At 72.5% G+C, this 17,945-nt stretch carries 20 protein-coding genes; 7 read left to right on the top strand and 13 right to left on the bottom strand.

The window, feature by feature from the left end; genetic code table 11:
- Positions 1–27 precede the first annotated feature (27 nt).
- The 6 genes from NMQ01_RS02240 to NMQ01_RS02215 all read right to left on the bottom strand — a co-directional run bounded on the left by NMQ01_RS02240 (position 28) and on the right by NMQ01_RS02215 (position 5,141).
- The gene (locus NMQ01_RS02240) at positions 28–1,482 is read right to left on the bottom strand and encodes a hypothetical protein (RefSeq protein WP_255185264.1); all 1,455 of its coding nucleotides are present in this window, start codon (positions 1,480–1,482) and stop codon (positions 28–30) included.
- On the bottom strand, positions 1,475–1,792 hold the full coding sequence (locus NMQ01_RS02235; protein WP_255185263.1) for a hypothetical protein: 318 nt from the start codon (positions 1,790–1,792) through the stop codon (positions 1,475–1,477). The genes NMQ01_RS02240 and NMQ01_RS02235 overlap by 8 nt, the downstream gene beginning before the upstream one ends.
- 91 nt (positions 1,793–1,883) lie before the next feature.
- Positions 1,884–2,879: an o-succinylbenzoate synthase gene (locus tag NMQ01_RS02230; RefSeq protein ID WP_255185262.1), complete on the bottom strand. Its 996-nt coding sequence runs from the start codon at positions 2,877–2,879 to the stop codon at positions 1,884–1,886.
- Entirely contained in the window at positions 2,876–3,283 is a 408-nt protein-coding gene (locus NMQ01_RS02225) for a VOC family protein (protein ID WP_255185261.1), read from the bottom strand. Before NMQ01_RS02225 ends, NMQ01_RS02230 begins: the two co-directional genes overlap by 4 nt.
- A 9-nt stretch (positions 3,284–3,292) precedes the next feature.
- Positions 3,293–4,285 (bottom strand): GTP pyrophosphokinase family protein, encoded by a 993-nt coding sequence (locus tag NMQ01_RS02220; RefSeq protein WP_303708025.1) that lies wholly within the window; start codon positions 4,283–4,285, stop codon positions 3,293–3,295.
- A 22-nt stretch (positions 4,286–4,307) separates the two neighbouring features.
- Complete coding sequence (locus tag NMQ01_RS02215) at positions 4,308–5,141, bottom strand: oxidoreductase (RefSeq protein WP_255185260.1); 834 nt, start codon at positions 5,139–5,141, stop codon at positions 4,308–4,310.
- Between the two features lie 93 nt (positions 5,142–5,234).
- On the opposite strand from NMQ01_RS02215, the gene NMQ01_RS02210 reads away from it, so the two are divergent.
- The 6 genes from NMQ01_RS02210 to NMQ01_RS02185 all read left to right on the top strand — a co-directional run bounded on the left by NMQ01_RS02210 (position 5,235) and on the right by NMQ01_RS02185 (position 10,366).
- Entirely contained in the window at positions 5,235–6,656 is a 1,422-nt protein-coding gene (locus NMQ01_RS02210; protein ID WP_255185259.1) for a GntP family permease, read from the top strand.
- A 43-nt stretch (positions 6,657–6,699) separates the two neighbouring features.
- On the top strand, positions 6,700–7,656 hold the full coding sequence (locus NMQ01_RS02205) for a 1,4-dihydroxy-2-naphthoyl-CoA synthase (protein WP_255185258.1): 957 nt from the start codon (positions 6,700–6,702) through the stop codon (positions 7,654–7,656).
- 83 nt (positions 7,657–7,739) lie between these two features.
- Complete coding sequence (locus NMQ01_RS02200; protein WP_255185257.1) at positions 7,740–7,985, top strand: hypothetical protein; 246 nt, start codon at positions 7,740–7,742, stop codon at positions 7,983–7,985.
- Entirely contained in the window at positions 7,982–8,302 is a 321-nt protein-coding gene (locus NMQ01_RS02195) for a type II toxin-antitoxin system RelE/ParE family toxin (RefSeq protein WP_255185256.1), read from the top strand. The genes NMQ01_RS02200 and NMQ01_RS02195 overlap by 4 nt, the downstream gene beginning before the upstream one ends.
- 5 nt (positions 8,303–8,307) lie before the next feature.
- A complete protein-coding gene (gene menE, locus NMQ01_RS02190) occupies positions 8,308–9,453 on the top strand; it encodes an o-succinylbenzoate--CoA ligase (RefSeq protein ID WP_255185255.1) in 1,146 nt (381 codons plus the stop codon).
- 22 nt (positions 9,454–9,475) lie between these two features.
- The gene (locus tag NMQ01_RS02185; RefSeq protein WP_255185254.1) at positions 9,476–10,366 is read left to right on the top strand and encodes a 1,4-dihydroxy-2-naphthoate polyprenyltransferase; all 891 of its coding nucleotides are present in this window, start codon (positions 9,476–9,478) and stop codon (positions 10,364–10,366) included.
- A 126-nt stretch (positions 10,367–10,492) separates the two neighbouring features.
- Here the strand turns inward: NMQ01_RS02185 and NMQ01_RS02180 are convergent, their stop codons facing one another.
- The 7 genes from NMQ01_RS02180 to rsmI are packed head-to-tail and all read right to left on the bottom strand — an operon-like array spanning position 10,493 to position 16,346.
- Entirely contained in the window at positions 10,493–10,810 is a 318-nt protein-coding gene (locus tag NMQ01_RS02180) for a DUF4229 domain-containing protein (RefSeq protein ID WP_255185253.1), read from the bottom strand.
- Between the two features lie 10 nt (positions 10,811–10,820).
- Positions 10,821–11,786, bottom strand: coding sequence for a c-type cytochrome biogenesis protein CcsB (gene ccsB / locus NMQ01_RS02175; protein ID WP_255185252.1), 966 nt, complete (start codon positions 11,784–11,786; stop codon positions 10,821–10,823).
- On the bottom strand, positions 11,783–13,351 hold the full coding sequence (locus tag NMQ01_RS02170) for a cytochrome c biogenesis protein ResB (RefSeq protein WP_255185251.1): 1,569 nt from the start codon (positions 13,349–13,351) through the stop codon (positions 11,783–11,785). The genes ccsB and NMQ01_RS02170 overlap by 4 nt, the downstream gene beginning before the upstream one ends.
- Entirely contained in the window at positions 13,351–14,127 is a 777-nt protein-coding gene (locus NMQ01_RS02165; RefSeq protein WP_255185250.1) for a cytochrome c biogenesis CcdA family protein, read from the bottom strand. The genes NMQ01_RS02170 and NMQ01_RS02165 overlap by 1 nt, the downstream gene beginning before the upstream one ends.
- Positions 14,124–14,714, bottom strand: coding sequence for a TlpA disulfide reductase family protein (locus tag NMQ01_RS02160; protein ID WP_255185249.1), 591 nt, complete (start codon positions 14,712–14,714; stop codon positions 14,124–14,126). Before NMQ01_RS02160 ends, NMQ01_RS02165 begins: the two co-directional genes overlap by 4 nt.
- Before the next feature lie 9 nt (positions 14,715–14,723).
- On the bottom strand, positions 14,724–15,491 hold the full coding sequence (locus tag NMQ01_RS02155) for a histidine phosphatase family protein (protein WP_255185248.1): 768 nt from the start codon (positions 15,489–15,491) through the stop codon (positions 14,724–14,726).
- An 18-nt stretch (positions 15,492–15,509) separates the two neighbouring features.
- Complete coding sequence (gene rsmI, locus NMQ01_RS02150; RefSeq protein WP_255185247.1) at positions 15,510–16,346, bottom strand: 16S rRNA (cytidine(1402)-2'-O)-methyltransferase; 837 nt, start codon at positions 16,344–16,346, stop codon at positions 15,510–15,512.
- A 28-nt stretch (positions 16,347–16,374) separates the two neighbouring features.
- On the opposite strand from rsmI, the gene NMQ01_RS02145 reads away from it, so the two are divergent.
- Entirely contained in the window at positions 16,375–17,928 is a 1,554-nt protein-coding gene (locus NMQ01_RS02145; protein ID WP_255185246.1) for a dolichyl-phosphate-mannose--protein mannosyltransferase, read from the top strand.
- The last annotated feature ends 17 nt before the right edge of the window (positions 17,929–17,945 follow it).

Here is a 17,945-nt window from a genome sequence, read left to right as displayed (position 1 = left end):
GCACCCGCCGGGCCCGACGACGACCGCTCACCGGCGGGCGACGTCGTAGTCGGTGGTGACGGTCGTGGCGAGCGGCGACCCGACGAAGGGGGCGGCGCCGTCTCGCCAGGCCTGCACCGACGGGTCCTCGCTCGCGTCGACGAGACGGGCGGTGTCGACATAGGCCGCGTTGTCGTGCGCCTGCGACGCCCGACCGTCGGGCCCGAGGTCGTCCGCGAGCGACCGCTCGACGGTCACCCAGCCACGGCGGTCGGGGTTGTCATCGCCCTCGAGACCGGGCACGAGGTCCTCGTCGTGCTCGAGGCTGAGCACGCTCACCTCCTCGGGTACGGCGAGCGAGGCGACGGGCGCTCCCGAGGTGACGACGTGGGTGACCCGGTGGCGGGAGCGGAAGGCCGGGTCGGCGGCGAGCGCCGCCGCCGTGAGCCCGCCCTGGCTGTGCCCGGTGAGCATGACCCGGCTCGTGGTGCTCGTGTCGCCCGCGCGGCGACGGGCGTCGTCGAGGGCTTGCGCGACCGCCTGCATGACGAGCGGACGGCGGCCGGCGACGAGCAGCGCATTGGTCGTCATGTCCCAGGGGTTCTCGCCCGCGCGCGGGTCGAAGGTCTGCGTCCCCGGGACGTCGACGACCCAGCTCCAGCTGCCGTCAGGCCCGCGGATGCCGGCGACCCGCACGCGGGAGCCGCCCGAGGTGGGGCCGTGGTTGGACACGAGGTCGGCAACCCCGGCGGGCGGCCGACCTGCGAACGACGGCCGCGCGCTCACGCGGACCGACCGGCCCGACTCGTCGAGGACGATGCCCCTGGTCGCGGCGAGCACGACACCGAGCGCGTCGGCCTCGTTGCGCGGCGGGTAGGGCACCCCCGCGCGGCCGCTGCGCCAGGCGAGGAGCACCCCGAGCGCGGGCAGGCCCTCGCCGAGACCGATGAGCAGCCCGTCGAGACCCTCGGCGGCCGCAGGCACGAGCCACGGGTGGTCGAAGAGGATCTCGTCGACCTCCTGCCCCAGCCCGAGCCCGACGGCGACGGCCGCATCGCGCCCGGCGGGGGTGGACAGCACGACGGCGGCCACGGGGGCGGCAGCCACCGCGACCCCGAGGGCGACCGGCGCGACGGATCGCCCGACCCACCGCCCCACCTCGGTCGCCACCCCGTCGGCGAGGGCCTCGACCGCGCGCTCGCCCTCGCGATAGGCCCGGACCGCGGCCCGCGTCGCGACACCGGTGGCGGCGACGTCGACCGACAGGCCCGCCGCCCCTGTGGGCCCGGCGCAGGTCAGCACCGCCCGCTCGACGGCGAGGTACTCCAGCGGTGCCGTCAGCGCCGCGAGCTGCACCCGCGGGTCGAGCCCGACGAGCCCCACGGCGACGGCGACCTCACCCACCTCGGTCGCGACCCGGCCCAGACGGTCCGCCGCGGCCTCGAGCTCGTCGAGCGCCACGGACAGGCCGGCTGTCCCACCGCTCACCCTGATCTCAGCCACGGCCGACCACCTCGACCGGCCAGTCACCGGCGGTGACGTCGACGTCTCCCACGAGGTCGATCCGCCGCCGCGCGGCCGCCTCGAGATCGCGGACCAGCCCGGCCGCCTCGCGCAGCCGACGGGCGAGCGCGCGCAGGTCGCTCGCGTGCTCGTCGACCCGGTCGTGGTGGAGCACCGCCGCCTCGCCGCGCCAGGTCGTCGACGTGGCGGTGCGCGCCTGCACGGCGCACACCTCGACCCGTCCGGCGGCCCGCTCGAGGCGGGCAACGACGTCGCTGAGGTCGACGGGGTTGAGGGGCGAGATCTCCATGCCGTCAGCCAACCCCGGCTGGTCGGCGCGCGGCCGGGCGCGGCCGGTTCTGTGGACGGACGGCTGCGGCGCCGCGCGGCTGTGGACGACCTCAGCCGCGGGCCGCCCACGCGGCCCGGACCCGCTCGCGCCACCACATCACCCGCTCCGGCGGCGCGGCGTGCGCCGCCAGCCGGTCGGGGTCGACGACGACATCCCGCACGGCCAGAGCCCCGGCCACGGGGACGAGCGGGTCGCTCGTGACGTCGGCCGTGAGCAGGGCGGCGGTGCCGAGACCGCAGGCGTGCGGCAGCTCGGGCAGCGCCGCGGCGAGCGCGACGCCGGCGCGCAGGCCGACGCTGGAGTCGATGGCCGAGGAGACGACCGCGGGCAGGCCGCAGTCCTCGACGATGTGCAGCGCGGAGCGCACTCCCCCGAGGGGCGCGACCTTGACCACGACGACGTCGGCCGCCCGCAGCCGCGCGACCTCGAGCGGGTCCTGCGCCTTGCGGATCGACTCATCGGCAGCGACCGGCACGTCGAGGCCCTGGTGGGCGAGCTCGACGCGCAGCCGGGCGAGGTCACGGACGTCGGCGCACGGCTGCTCCGCGTACTCGAGGCCGAAGGGAGCCAGCCCGGCCAGCGCATCGGCGGCCTGGGTCAGCGACCAGCCGCCGTTGGCGTCGACCCGGATGCGGGCCCCGGGCCCCATGACGTCACGCACCGCGGCGACCCGGTCGAGGTCGTCGGCGAGGGCCTGGCCGCGCTCGGCGACCTTGACCTTCGCCGTCGTGCACCCGTCGTAGCGGGCGAGCACCCCGGCGACCTCGTCCGCCGCGACGGCCGGGACGGTCGCGTTGACCGGGACCTCACCGCGCTGCGGCTGCGGCCAGCCGGCCCAGGCCGCCTCGATCGCCGCGTCGAGCCAGCGGGCGGCCTCGGCCGGTCCGTACTCGACGAAGGGGGCGAACTCCCCCCACCCGAGCGGCCCGCGCACGAGCGCGACCTCTCGCTCCTGCACCCCGCGAAACCGCGTGGCCAGCGGCAGGACGACGACGTGCAGCCCGTCGAGGAGCTCGTCGACGGTGCCCGGACCGGCGCCGCTCACCGGTCGCGGGAGGAGAGCACGCAGAACTCGTTGCCCTCCGGGTCGGCGAGCACGGTCCACGTCACCTCGTCGTCGTCCTGACCGACAGCGGCGCGGGTCGCTCCCTTCGCCAGGAGCGCCTCGATCTCCGCGTCACGGTCCTGGTCGACGTGGGGGGCCAGGTCGATGTGCAGGCGGTTCTTCACCGTCTTGCCCTCGGGGACCGGGACGAAGCTGAGCATCGTGCGGCGGGCCAACCACGTCGCGGTCTCGTCGACGGGATCGGGACTCGCCTCGGGCGGGAGCACCTCGCACTCGTGCTCGTCCTCGTAGCCGATCCGCCACCCGAGGACGTCGGCCCACCACCGGGCCAGGGTCCGGTGGTCCCGGGCGTCGACGGTCAGCGAGTACAGGTGCAGGGCCATGCCCCGACGTTAGTCCGCGAGGCGGGCCAGCCGGGCGCGCAGCAGGGCGAGCCGGTGGGCATTGCCGTGGAGCGCGATGTAGCGCTCGCCGTAGACCGACAGCAGGGCGTCGTCGAGGCGGCGCACCGCACCGGGCGGGTAGCGGTAGCCCATGTGGTGGTCGATGGCGGGGACGTCGACCTCACGCAGCACCTCGCGCAGCTCGGACAGCGAGCTGATGCCGAGCTCGAGCAGCAGGCCGCTGATCCACGCGTAGTGGTCGGTGCGCGACCAGCCGGCATCCGTGAACTGCCCGGCGAGGAAGGCCGCCAGGTCGGTCGGGCTGATCCGCGGGTCGTCGTCGTCGCCGTCGGCCGGTGAGGTCAGCTCGTCGCGGTGCCGGTCACGGATCGCGGAGAACTGCTGGTCGGCCAGCTCGAGCAGCCCGGCCGCGAGGGTGAAGCGGCGGTCGAAGTCGGGTGCGTGCTCGGCCGAGACCGAGCCCTTGTAGCGCACGTCGTGCTCGAACTCGGCCCAGGCGTGCTGGAGCACGGTGCGGATCTGCACCGAGGCGGGACGCTCGGGCGGGATGCCCGGCTCGTCCCGGTCCTCGCCCAGCCCGACGAGCAGGTGCCGGCTGGAGTAGCCGAAGCGGCCGGCGGCCGCCGTCTCCTGGCCCATGTCGCGGTCCTCGTGGACCTCGAGCTGAGAGGAGAGCAGCTGGGCTACCGCATCGACGTCGGCGAGGACATAGGTGACGACCCGCACCCCGACCTGGTCGGTGATGTCGGTGAGCGGCTTCGGGTGGGCCATCCGGCCACCGGGCAGCCGGCGGGCGGCCTTGCCCGCGAAGGACTCGACCGACTTCGTCCGACCCGTGACCGTCAGGTAGTTGATACCCGCGTCGTCGAGCAGCCGGGTGACGAGCGCGACGTAGGCGTCGGTGACACCGCGCAGCTCGTCGAAGCTCGCGGCGTACCGCTGGACTGCCCGGCGCACCCGGGTCGACTGCGTGGTCGCCATGGGGGACAGCCTGCCTCAGTGCTCAGCGTCGGTGTGTGCCGAACATGCGCCCCATCACCGCATCCATCACCGGGCTGGGCACGACCTTGGTCGCCGCGACCATCGCCCGGGCGGACGCGGGCACCTGGTAGCGGCTGCGCGGTCGTCGCGCCGTCGCCGCGTGGACGATCGCGTCGACGACGACGTCGACCTCGGCCGCGTCGGCGCCGAACATCCGCTCGTGGGCCCGGGCCATCCGGCGCGCCTGCGCGGCATAGGCGCCCGAGCCGGAGTACTCCGCGAGCGAGTCCGCCGCGATGTCGCCGAACTCGGTGCGGATCGCCCCCGGCTCGATGATCGAGACGCGCACCCCGTGCGGCGCCAGCTCCATCCGCATCGCGTCGCTGAGGGCCTCGACCGCGTACTTGCTCGCGTGGTACCAGCCGCCGAGCGGCTCGCTGACGTGGCCGGCGACGGACGCGATGTTGATGATCCGACCGGAGCCGGCAGCGCGCATGTGCGGCAGCACGAGCTGACTCATCCGTGACAGGCCCAGCACGTTGACCTCGAGCTGGCGGCGGGCGACCTCGACCGGCACGTCCTCGACCGCGCCGAAGACCGAGTAGCCGGCATTGTTGACGAGGACGTCGATGCGTCCGTGCTCGGCGACGACGTCGTCGACGAGGGTCACCATCGACTCGTCGTCGCTGACGTCGACGACGTGCGGCGTCACCCCCTTCGCCCGGAGGGACTCGAGTCGCTCCAGACGCCGGGCGGCGCCGACGACGGTCCACCCCGCTCCCGCGAGTGCGACGGCGGCGGCCTCGCCGATGCCCGAGGAGGCACCGGTGACCAGGGCGACACGTGAGTCGGTCATGGGTCCATGAGACGCGAAGGGGGTCGGCGCCGCCAGTCCCGAGGAGCGGGCTGCTGGTGTGACGGTGCTCACGGACGCGTAGGGTCGGCTGCCGTGGACATCGCACTGACGCTCGTCGCGATCGCCCTGGCGATCGTGCTCATCCTCCGCTTCAAGGTCGACCCGGTGATCTCGCTGATCATCTCCTCGGTCTTCCTCGGCCTGTCGGCGGGGGTGGGGCCGGCCGACACGGTCGCGGCGATCACGACCGGCTTCGGCGAGATCATGGGCGAGGTCGGTCTGCTCATCGGCTTCGGCGTGCTCATCGGCTCGCTCCTGCAGGCGACGGGCACCTTCCGCGCGCTCGTCGAGATCATCGCGCGACGGGTCGGCCGCAAGCTGCCCTATGCGATGACCGCGGCGCTCTCGGCGATCTTCCCCTCGATCTACGTCGACGTGCAGGTCGTCCTCGCCTCGCCGATGGCGCGGCAGGCGGCACCGGTCGTCGACCGTCGCAAGGGCCTGCCGTGGCTCGCCGGCGCGATCGGCATCGGCATCTTCGCCGGCTACGTCTTCGTCGTGCCGGGCCTGGCTGCGGTCGCCGTCGCCGGGCAGCTGAAGCTCCCGCTCGGCGAGTACCTGATCTTCGGCGCGCCGATCGGCATCGCCACGGCCCTGCTCACGACCTTCCTCTTCCGCCTGCTGCTGCAGACCCGCTTCTGGGACGAGCGCACCGACGTCGACCCCGACGAGGAGGAGCACCCCGACAACCCGGGCCACGCCGCCTACCTCGCCCGCGGGGAGGTCGGCCACGACGGCACCGGCCACAGCGCCGACGCCGACCTCGACGACCCGGATGCCGTGCCGGAGCGGGCGCTGCGCCTGCCCCTGCTGCTGCGCCTGACGCCGATCCTCGTGCCGCTCGTGCTCATCGCCTTCGGCGCCTTCATGGACCTCTTCGACGCGAGCAATGCGGTCATCGCCTTCGTCGGCGACGCCAACATCGCGCTCTTCATCGGCCTGCTCATCGCCTTCGTCATCGGCCGCTCGACGCTCGGCTCCGACGGCACCGAGCACGCCCTGTCGGGTGGGTTCCGCACGACCGGCGAGATCCTGCTCATCACCGGTATCGGCGGCTCGCTCGGCGCGGTCATCACCGAGACCGGCCTCGACAAGACGCTCGAGGGCCTCTTCTCCGCCGACGCCGGCGCACCGGTGCTCATCACCGTGCTGCTCGCGTGGTTCATCGCGGCCCTGCTGCACTTCGCCATCGGCTCGGTGTCGGTCGGCGCGATCACCGCCTCGGGCATCATCGGCCCGGTCGTCGCCTCGACGGGCGTCGAGCCCGTCGTCGTCGCCCTGGCCATCGCCTCCGGCGCGATGTTCGCCCTGCACGTCAACAGCAACTTCTTCTGGATGTTCAAGTCGCTGCTCGGCCTGTCGACCAAGGGCGCGCTCAAGACGCTCACCCTGGCCACCTCGCTCGGGGCCGTGGTCTCACTGCCGATGGTCCTGCTGGCGAGCCTCGTCGCCTGACGGGGGCGGCCCCCTTCGTCCTCGCGGTGGTTAGGCTCGCCCCGTGAGTGCACTGGACGACGTCAGCGAGACCTTCGACCCGCAGGCCTGGGAGGTGGTCCCCGGCTTCGAGGACCTCACCGACCTGACCTACCACCGCGCCAAGGACGTCGGCTGCGTGCGCATCGCCTTCGACCGACCAGAGATCCTCAACGCCTTCCGGCCGCACACCGTCGACGAGCTCTACCGCACCCTCGACCACGCCCGCCGCACCCCCGACGTCGGCGTCGTCCTGCTCACCGGCAACGGCCCGACTCCGCGCGAGGGCAGCAGCGCGACGACCGAGGGCTGGTCCTTCTGCACCGGCGGCGACCAGCGCATCCGCGGCCGCTCCGGCTACCAGTACGCCGCCGACCCCGGTGGCGACGACTCCGCGGCCGGCATCGACGAGCGTCGGGTCAAGGCCGAAGGGGGGCGCCTGCACATCCTCGAGGTCCAGCGCCTCATCCGCACCATGCCCAAGGTCGTCATCGCGCTCGTCGGCGGCTGGGCCGCCGGCGGTGGGCACTCGCTGCACGTCGTGTGCGACATGACCCTCGCCAGCCAGCACGCCCGCTTCAAGCAGACCGACGCCGACGTGGGCTCCTTCGACGGCGGCTACGGCAGCGCCTACCTCGCAAAGATGGTGGGGCAGAAGCGCGCTCGCGAGATCTTCTTCCTCGGCCGCGCCTACACCGGCCAGGAGATGTACGAGATGGGTGCGGTCAACGCGGTCGTCGAGCACGCCGAGCTCGAGGTCGAGGGGCTGCAGATGGCCCGCGAGATCATGGCGAAGTCGCCCACCGCGATCCGGATGCTCAAGTTCGCCTTCAACCTCACCGACGACGGGCTCATGGGCCAGCAGGTCTTCGCCGGCGAGGCGACCCGTCTGGCCTACATGACCGACGAGGCGGTCGAGGGGCGCGACCAGTTCCTCGAGAAGCGCGACCCGGACTGGTCGCCCTTCCCCTGGTACTTCTGAGGGCTGGTCCCGCAGCGATCACGCCGCGCACCCTGTGGACGAGGCCCAGCAAGGGACGGAGGCTGCGGCGTAAACTCGGATGCATGTCGGTGAACGAGTCGGAGTTCTACGAGGCAGGGATGTCGCTGCCTCCCGACGTGCGCCGAGAGGTGGCGCTGCGCCTGCTCGAGTCGGTCGACGGCGACGACGCCTGGAGCCTGGCCACCACGTCGTGGCTGCACCGCGAGGTCGGTGCGGCCTACGACGCGCTCAAGGCGGACCCTGACCGAGCGATCCCGGCCGCTGACGTGCGTGCCCACTTCGAGAGCAAGTGGGCCGCCCGTTCATGACGGAGCGGATCAGCTACACGCCAGAAGCCCAACGCCAGCTCGACGATCTCGACAACTGGATCACCGCCAACGCGGGTCCCGAGATCTCACAGCAGTTCATCTCGGCCATCATCGACCACATCGAAGGCATCCCTGCCTTTCCCGATGCGGGCAGGAACCGTGACGACGTCCGCCCCGGGGTGAAGACCACCAGCTTTCGGAGGCGGACCCTCATCGCCTACGAAGTTGTCGGCTGCGCGACCGACCTGACCGTGATCGTCCTCGGGATCTTCCACCGCGGTCCCGACTGGGAGACCGCTCTGCGAGAGAAGGAATGAGTCCGGTGCCGATCACCCCACTCCCCCTGCCCGCCGGCCCCGCCGTGCTCGACGCGCTGCCCGCGCTCGAGCGGGCGCTGACCGGCACCGCGCCGATCCACCCGCACGCGCCCGGCGAGACGCCGACCCTGCCGGAGGGTGAGCTGCCCGACGACCTCGCCGTCGCCATCGCGACCTCCGGCTCGACCGGCACACCGAAGCTCTCTCTGCTCACCGCCGCCAACCTCCTCGCGAGCGCCGAGGCCACCGCGCACCGCCTCGGGGGCCCCGGTCAGTGGCTGCTCGCCCTGCCGCCCCACCACATCGCCGGCCTGCAGGTGCTGCTGCGCAGCATCGCCGCCGGCACGACGCCGGTCGTCGTCGACGCGTCGGCTCCCCCCTTCGCCCTCGTCGAGGCCACGGCGGGCATGCACGCGGAGCGCCGCTACACCTCGCTCGTCCCCACCCAGCTGACCCGACTCGTCGAGGACCCGATGGGCCTGGAGGCGCTGCGGCGCTTCGACGCCGTGCTCGTGGGCGGGGCCGCCACTCCCGGGGCGCTGCTCGACCGCGCCCGCTCCCTCGGCGTGCGGGTCGTGACGACCTATGGCATGTCCGAGACGGCCGGCGGGTGCGTCTACAACGGCCAGCCCCTGCAGGGTGTCGCCGTGCGCACCGGCGCCGACGGCGTCATCGAGCTCTGCGGTGCGGTCGTCGCCCACGGCTACCTCGGTCTCGACACAGGGGCCTTCCGGACCGAAGGGGGTCAGCGCTGGTTTCGCACCGGCGACCTCGGCACCGTCGACGGCGACGGCCGGGTGAGCGTCACCGGCCGGGCCGACGACGTCATCAACACCGGCGGCCTCAAGATCGCGCCCCGCGTCGTCGAGGAGGCCGTGGTCGCCCACGTCCCTGCCGTCACCGAGGCGGTCGTCGTCGGGGTGCCCGACCCGCAGTGGGGGCAGGCGGTCGCGCTGGCCGCGGTCACCTCGCCCGGAGGCCCGCCCGTCGGGCCCGTCCCCGACGCCGGGGTCGCCGAGATCCGCGAGATGCTGCGGCCCCACCTCGAGCCCGCGGCCCTCCCCCGCCGCGTGCTCGTCGTCGACTCGCTGCCGATGCGCGGACCCGGCAAGCCGGACCGCTCCGCCGTGGCGCGTCTGCTCGGAGGCTGAGCGCCTCGTAAGATCGGCGGTCGTGGCCACCCTCAAGCAGTGGATCGCCGGCGCCCGCCCGCGAACCCTCCCCGCAGCACTCGCCCCCGTCATCGTCGGCACCGCCGCCGCAGCGGCCAACCGTGACCTCGAGGAGGGGACGAAGGGGGCCAACCTCGGCCTCGCGCTCCTCGCCCTCATCGTCTCGTGCTGCCTGCAGATCGGCGTCAACTACGCCAACGACTACAGCGACGGCATCCGCGGCACCGACGAGGAGCGGGTCGGCCCGGTGCGGCTCGTCGGCCAGCGCCTCGCCGACCCGGCCAACGTCAAGCTCATGGCCTTCACCTTCTTCGGCATCGGCGCCTTCGTCGGGTTCGCGCTCGTCGCCCTGAGCCAGGCGTGGATCATGATCCCCATCGGTGCCCTGGCGATCCTCGCGGCCTGGCGCTACACCGGCGGCGGCAACCCCTACGGCTACCGCGGCCTCGGCGAGGTCTACGTCTTCATCTTCTTCGGCCTGGTCGCCACCCTCGGCACGCAGTACACCCAGATCGGCTCGATCACCCCGGTCGGCGTGCTCGGCGCCATCGGCGTCGGCGCCCTCGCCAGCGCGATCCTCGTGGCCAACAACCTGCGCGACATCCCCACCGACTCGGTGACCGGCAAGACGACCCTCGCGGTCCGGCTGGGCGACGCGCGCACCCGCCAGCTCTACCTCGGGCTCTTCGGCGTCACGGTCGTGTGCACCCTGCTCATGGCGATCTGGCGCCCGTGGGCCCCGATCGGCCTCGTCGGGCTGGTCATCGCCTGGCCCGGCATCCAGGCCGTGCGCTCCGGCGCGACCGGCAAAGCGCTCATCCCGGCCCTCGGGCTCACCGGCTTCGCCGAGCTGATGTGGGCGATCTGGCTCTTCGCGCCGCTCGCCCGCTGACCCTCCCGGGCGCCGCTCGCGCGCGTGGCCGGGAAAGTCCCTGGTGGACGCGATCATCCCGGCCAGCTGCGAGGATCTCGGCCTGCACGGCCTGAGCCACCGCGGGGCCGAGCGCGGCGTCACTCCTCAGCGGAAGGTCTCGGGCTCCTCGGCCTCGGCCTCCGCCTCGGGCTCGGGCTCGCTCGTACCCCGCCCGTCCTCGACGGCCTCGTCGGTGTCGGTGCGCTCGGCGCGAGCGCGAGCCTTGGCGGCCTGGCGGTCCTGGATCTGCTGGATCATCTCGGCGCGGAAGGGCTTGAGCACGATCGCGGAGATGACCATCGACGCGATCGCCGAGATGACGACGAGCCAGGGCAGCTCGGTGGGCTCACGCAGGCCGACGAGCCACAGGGCCGCGAGGCAGCCGAAGAAGATGAGCATGCGCAGCAGCGAGTAACGGATCATGCGGGGGACCTCACTGCGCGTAGCTGTGCTGGCCGATGAAGTAGAAGTTCACGACCGTGTAGTTGATGACGATGCAGGCGAAGCCGGCCAGGGCGATCCAGTTGGCCGTGCGCCTCGAGGTGTTCTTCGTGGCCCGGGCGTGCAGGTAGGCGGCGTAGACGACCCAGATGACGAAGGTCCACACCTCCTTGGGGTCCCAGTTCCAGTAGGAGCCCCAGGCCTCGCGGGCCCAGATAGCGCCGGCGATGAGGGTGAAGGTCCACAGCGGGAAGCCGATGATGTGCAGCGAGTACGCGAGCTTCTCGAGCTGCTGCGCCGCGGGCAGCTTGCGCCAGAAGCGCTCGCCACCGACCTCGCGGTCGCTCATGAGGTAGAGCGCGCTGAGGATCGCGCCGACGATGAAGATGCCGACGGACAGGGTCGCGACGGTGACGTGGATCGGCAGCCAGTAGGACTTGAGCGAGGGGACGAGCTCGTCGGCCTCGACGTACCAGGCGGTCGAGGCGACCATGAGCACGAGCACGACGAAGGCCGTGACGAAGACGCCCAGCCAGCGCAGGTCGCGGCGCAGCCCGGCGACGCAGAAGACGGCCATCGCGAAGAAGCACCCGGCGATGCTGAACTCGAAGAGGTTGCCCAGCGGCACCCGGTCGACGGCCACCCCGCGCAGGACGATCGAGCCGAGCAGCAGCAGCGCGCCCAGCCACGAGAGGGACCCACCGATGCCGGCGGCCTTGCGGGCCCGGGCGGGGGTCTCGACCGGCTCGTCCCCGGCGGCTGCGCCCCCTTCGTCCGTCAGGTCCTCGCCCGCACCGCCACCGACCGTGGCCGGCACCCGCGCCGTGGACTCGGCGCGCTCACGCACCGGGACCGACTGGGCGAGGTAGAGGGCGTAGCAGAGCATCGCCACGGTGATCACCAGCGCGGCCGAGGCCAGCGCGTAGTTGGCGTTCTGGGCCAGCATCTCGTTCGTCATGATGTCCTCGATTGTCCCACGAGCTCGTCGCGGATCTCCTGGACGACCTCGGGCAGGCCGTCGTCATCGTCTCGGCTCATGCCGCCGACCTCGACGCGCACGACGTCGCCGTCCTGGACGAGCCGGACGAAGACCCGGCGGCGCTTGATGGTCAGGGTGGCGATGAGCCCGGCGAGGGCGGCGAGCGCCGACCACAGGGTCAGCCCCTTGCCGGGGTCGTGCCGCACGGAGAAGCCGGCGAAGCGCTCCACCCCGTCGAAGGTGATCGTGCCGCGATCGTCGGGCAGGTTGGCTCCCTCGCCGGGCTTGAGCCAGATGCGCAGCTGGTCGGTGCCCTTGGCGTTGGTGACCTTGTCCATCGACTCGGTGTCGAGCGTGAAGACCGACTGCGGGCGCCCGCCGGGGTAGAGGTCGCCGGTGTACATGCTCAGGGCGAGCGCCGGGTCCTTGGTGTCCGGGAAGACCGAGACCGGCCCCTGGTCGGGGTCGATGTAGGCCGTCGGCAGGAAGAGCCCCATGAAGCCGAACTGCTCGGGCGTCGCGGCCCCGACCTTGATCGCGCCGGTGGAGCGGTAGTTGCCGTCCTGCGCGAGGAAGGGGGTGGCCCCCGAGTAGAGGACCTTGCCGTCGGCGTCCTTGACCGTGACGACGGGGGCGTAGCCGTTGCCGAGGAGGAAGACGGTCGCGTCCTGCATCTCCAGCGGGTGGTTGACCTTGACGACGTCGGTGAAGTCCTCGCCGTCGGCGGTCGTGCCGGTGACGTGCGCCTCGAAGTCCCGCGGCTGGCCGAAGGTCTGCGCCCCGGGCTCGCGGTCGTTGAAGTCCGCGGTCATCTTCGTGACCTTCATGCCGAAGGGGGCGAGCGAGGACTCGTCGACGAGCGGCCCCGGGGCGAAGGTGTCGTAGCGCGTCACGGTGTTGACGAAGGAGTCCCCGGCGGGGACGACGACGTCGGCCTTCCAGCCCCACAGGTGGCCGACGGCGACGCCGATGATCAGCGTGACGAGGGCGGTGTGGAAGACGAGGTTGCCGGTCTCCTTGGCATAGCCCTTCTCCGCCGACACGGAGGCGTCGTCGTGGCTGGCGACGCGGAAACGACGCTTGCGCAGCACCCGGGTCGCGGCCTCGCGCACCTGCTCGAGGTCGTCGGCGACCTCGCCGTCGGCGTGCGCCTCGAGCCGAGCGAGCCGCTTGGGAGCGCGGGGAGGCTTGCTGCGCAAGGACTTCCAGTGCACCGCCGTGCGCGGCACGATGCAGCCGATGAGCGAGATGAAGAGGAGCAGGTAGATCGCGGAGAACCACGGCGAGCTGTAGACCTCGAAGGCCCCGAGCTTGTCCAGCCACGGACCGGTGGTCTCGTGCCGGGCGATCCAGTCCTCGGTGCGCGCCGGGTCGAGGCTGCGCTGGGGGAAGACCGAACCGGGCACGGCACCGATCGCCAGGAGCAGCAGCAGGAAGAGCGCGGTGCGCATGCTCGTCAGCTGGCGCCAGCCCCACCGCAGGTAGCCGATCGCGCCGAGCCGGGGCTGGGTCACCTCGGGCCGCTGACGGGTCGAGCTGGCCATCAGAGGATCACCTCCGTGTCGCTGATGAGATGGATCTGCAGCCACTGGGTGATCGCGTCCCAGCCGCCGGTGAGCAGGAGCAGCCCGATCGCGATGAGCAGCACGGCGCCGACGACCTGGATGGCGCGCTGGCGGCGGCGCAGCCAGGCCGAGACCGGCGCCCACCGCTCGTAGGCGGCGGCGATGAGCAGGAAGGGCAGCCCCAGACCGAGGCAGTAGGCGACGGCGAGGACCACGGCGCGGGTCGTCGAGCCGTCACCGGTGAGGTTGAGGGCGAGGACCGCGCCGAGCGTCGGGCCCATGCAGGGCGCCCAGCCGAGGCCGAAGACCGCGCCGAGCACCGGCGCCCCGGCGAGCCCGGTCGCGGGCTTGATCGGCAGGCGGAAGGTCCGCTGCGAGCCGGCGCCGAGGAAGACGAGGGCCATGAGGATGACAAGCACGCCGCCGATGCGCATGAGCAGCTCGCGGTGCTCGACGAGCGCCCGGCCGGCGGTCGCGACGAACATCGACGCGAGGACGAAGACGGCGCTGAAGCCGAGGATGAACAGCAGCGTCCCCAGGACCATCCGCCCGCGGCTGCGCTCCTCGAGGGCGACATCGGACAGGCCGGTGACGTAGCCGAGGTAGCCGGGCACGAGCGGCAGCACGCAGGGCGTGGCGAAGGAGACGAGCCCGGCGAGGGCGGCGACGAGGACGGCGAGCGGCAGCGCCCCCTCGGTGACCTGATCGCTCAGTCCGCCGGCGAGCGAAGGGAGCGTGGCCAGGGCCCCGCTCATGCCGTCTCGGCGGCGGTGTCCTCGACGAGCCCCACGAGGGTCGAGGTGGTCACCGGACCGAGGACGACGGCCGCGATGCGGCCCTCACGGTCGAGCACGGCGGTGGACGGCGTGGCGGTCATCTTGCCCTGCATGTCGAGGGCGCTCTGGCCGGACTTGTCGTAGACCGAAGGCCAGGTGAAGCCCCACTCCTGCGCCTGCGCCCGGCCGGTCTCCTTGGAGGACTCGCGGAAGTTGATGCCGACGAACTCGACGTCCTCCCCCTTCGTCTGCTCCTGCGCGTCGACGAGGTGCGGGGCCTCCGTGGCGCACGGGCCGCACCAGCTCGCCCAGCTGTTGACGACGACGACCTTGCCGCGCTGGTCCGCGCTGTCCCAGGTCTTGCCGTCGATCGTCTCGCCGGCGAGCTCCACCGGCTTCCCCCGGTCGGCCTCGGCGATGAGGTGCGTGGAGCCGTCACCGTTGCGGGTGCCGAACTCCTTGGCCGCCTTCTCCGACGGCGAGTCGCTGCAGGCGGCGACGCCGCCGGCGAGGGCCAGGGCGCTCGCCGTCGCGACGAGGGTGCGGGTGATGCGGTGTCGTCTCATCGAAGGGGGTCAGGCTCCAGGGGTCTTGGCCGCGTGCGCGTAGAGGTGCGCCGCCGGCTCGCTGTAGGTGACGTCGACGACCTCGTCGCCGACGAAGGTGACCGAGGTCAGGGAGGCGAGGTTGCACTCCCGGCGCCGCGGGTCGTGCCACAGCGGCCGCTGCTCGAGGACGCTGCGGATGGTCCAGATCGGCAGCTGGTGGCTGACGACGAGCGCCTCGTGGCCGCGGGCGTGGTCGCGGGCGTCCTCGATGGCGGCCATCATCCGCTTGCCGATGGCGCGGTAGTGCTCGCCCCAGGTCGGCTTCGTGGGGTCGCGCACCCACCACCAGCGGCGCGGGTCGAGCAGCAGCCGCTTGCGGAAGCGGCGGCCCTCGAACTTGTTGCCCGCCTCGATGACCCGGGGGTCGACGACGGCGGTCAGGCCGTGGCGGGCGAGGGTCGGTGCGGCCGTCTCTGCGGTGCGCTCGAGCGGGCTGTGGACCACGAGCGCCAGGTCGGCGTCGCCGAGGTGCTCGCCGACGACCTCGGCCATCTCTCGGCCCAGGGGCGAGAGGTGGTAGTCGGGCAGGCGGCCGTAGAGGATCTTGTGCGGGTTGTCGACCTCGCCGTGGCGCAGGAGGTGGACGACGGTGCGCTCGCTGCCGGGACGGGTCCCGTGCTCGGCGTGGGCCTCACGGGCGCCCTCGGCGGCCTCGGTCGTGGCTCCGCGGGCCTGGGCGGAGGACTCCTCGTCGATGGGCAGGTCGGTGCCGGAGTCGGGCATCGGCTCGGTCATGGCCGGGATTGTCCCACCTCAGTCTGAGTGCTCCCTGCGGTGGTCGACGACGGCGTCGTAGAGCGCCTTCTTGGAGTGGCCCGTCGACGTGGCGACGGCCGCGCAGACGTCCTTGAGCCGGGCGCCGCGGTCCTTGCGGGCGAGCACCTCGGCGATCGCGTCCTCCATGGAGATCGTCGTGCGCTCGGCGCCGCCGACGACGATCGTGATCTCGCCCTTGACCCCCTCGGCCGCCCACTGGGCCAGCTCGGCCAGGCCACCCCGGCGGACCTCCTCGTAGGTCTTCGTCAGCTCGCGGCACACCGCGGCCGGCCGGTCGGGGCCGAGGATCTCGGCCATCGCCTCGAGGGTGGCGGCGATGCGGTGCGGCGCCTCGAAGAAGACCATGGTGCGCCGCTCCTGAGCGACCTCGGTGAGCAGCCGGCGACGCTCGCCGCCCTTGCGCGGGAGGAATCCCTCGAAGGTGAAGCGGTCGACCGGCAGTCCCGAGACGGCCAGGGCCATGAGCACGGCGCTCGGCCCGGGCACGCAGGTGACGACCTCGTCGGCGTCGATGCACGCCCGCACGAAGCGGTAGCCGGGGTCGGAGACCGAGGGCATGCCGGCGTCGGTGACGAGCACGACCCGCTCCCCCGCGACGACCGCCTCGAGCAGCTCGGCGGTCTTCGTCGCCTCGTTGTGCTCGTGATAGCTGACGACCCGCTCGGGCAGCGTCACCCCGATCTCGCCGGCGAGACGGCGCAGCCGACGGGTGTCCTCGGCGGCGACGATGTCGGCCCCCTCGAGCTCCTCCCGCAGCCGGGGGCTGGCGTCGCGCGGGTCTCCGATGGGCGTGGCGGCGAGGACGAGTGGCATGCGTCCATCCTCGCCTACGATGGCGGCCATGGACCGGGGGGAGCAGCTGCGCGCGCGTCTGCTCGGCTTCCGCCCCAGCGACGTGCTGTGGGGCTGGCTCGGTCCGCTCCTCTTCGCCGCGATCGGTGGCGTGCTGCGCTTCTGGTCCCTCGGCCGCCCCCACCAGCTGGTCTTCGACGAGACGTACTACGTCAAGCAGGGCGTCTCGATGCTCGAGTACGGCGTCGAGATGCGGTGGAAGGGCGAAGGGGAGAAGGTCGACCCGCTCTTCACCGCCGGCAACCTCGACGTCTTCAAGACGACCGAGGGCGACATGGTCGTCCACCCGCCGGTCGGCAAGTGGATCATCGCCTTCGGCGAGTGGGTCTTCGGCTCGACGTCGAGCTTCGGCTGGCGTTTCTCCGTCGCGCTGCTCGGCACGATCTCGATCCTCATGGTGGGCCGGATCGCCCGTCGCCTCTTCGGCTCGAGCTGGCTCGGCACCATCGCGGCCTTCCTCATGGCCTTCGAGGGGCACCACTTCGTCCACTCGCGCACCGGCCTGCTCGACCTGATCCTCATGTTCTTCGCGCTCGCGGCCTTCGGCGCGCTGCTCGTCGACCGCGACTGGTCGCGCGCCCGCCTGGCCGACCGGGTCGCCGCCCTGCCGAGCACCTCCTTCGGCACCGGCCCGATGCTGTGGTGGCGCCCCTGGCGGCTCGTCGCCGCCCTCTCCCTCGGTCTGGCCTGCGGCACGAAGTGGTCCGGGCTCTACTTCTTCGCGGCCTTCGGCCTGATGACCGTCTTCTGGGACATGGGTGCCCGCCGCGCCGCCGGCGCCCGGCACTGGGCCGTCGCCGGCATCGGCAAGGACGGCGTGTGGGCCGGCATCTCGATGACGGTCGTCGTGCTCGCGACCTACCTCGCCTCGTGGACCGGCTGGTTCGTCACGAAGACGGGCTACAACCGCACGTGGGCCGTGGACCACCCCGGCGAGGGCGTGCAGTGGCTGCCGCCCGCCCTTCGCTCGCTGTGGCAGTACCACGTGCAGGTCCTCGACTTCCACGACCACCTGACCTCGCCGCACACCTACATGTCCAACCCGTGGTCGTGGATGATCCAGTCGCGGCCGACCTCCTTCTTCTACGAGACGAAGTCCGCCGGCATGACCGGCTGCGAGGTCGACAAGTGCTCCAAGGCGATCACCTCGCTCGGCTCGGTCTCGATCTGGTGGCTCGCGACCGCCGCCCTGTTCTTCCTGCTGTGGCACTGGGCCTTCCGCCGCGACTGGCGGGCCGGCGCGATCCTCGTCGGCTTCGTCGGCGGGTGGCTGCCGTGGTTCTTCCTGCAGCACCGCACGATCTTCACCTTCTACACGATCGCCTTCGAGCCCTGGGTGATCCTCGCGGTCGTCTTCATGCTCGGTCTCGCGCTCGGCCCGCCGGGTGCGAGCGCCCGTCGCCGCCGCATCGGGCACCTCGTCGTCGGCGCCTACCTGCTCCTCGTCCTGGCCAACTTCGCCTTCTTCTGGCCGATCTGGACCGCCCAGGTCATCCCCTACGACCACTGGCGCTGGCGCATGTGGTTCCCGAGCTGGGTCTGACCCTTCGAGGCTCCTCC

Source organism: Janibacter sp. CX7 (assembly GCF_024362365.1).
Taxonomy (GTDB): domain Bacteria; phylum Actinomycetota; class Actinomycetes; order Actinomycetales; family Dermatophilaceae; genus Janibacter.
The sequence above is the reverse complement of the archived record's forward strand: the minus strand, read 5'-3'. Positions and strand labels throughout refer to the sequence as shown.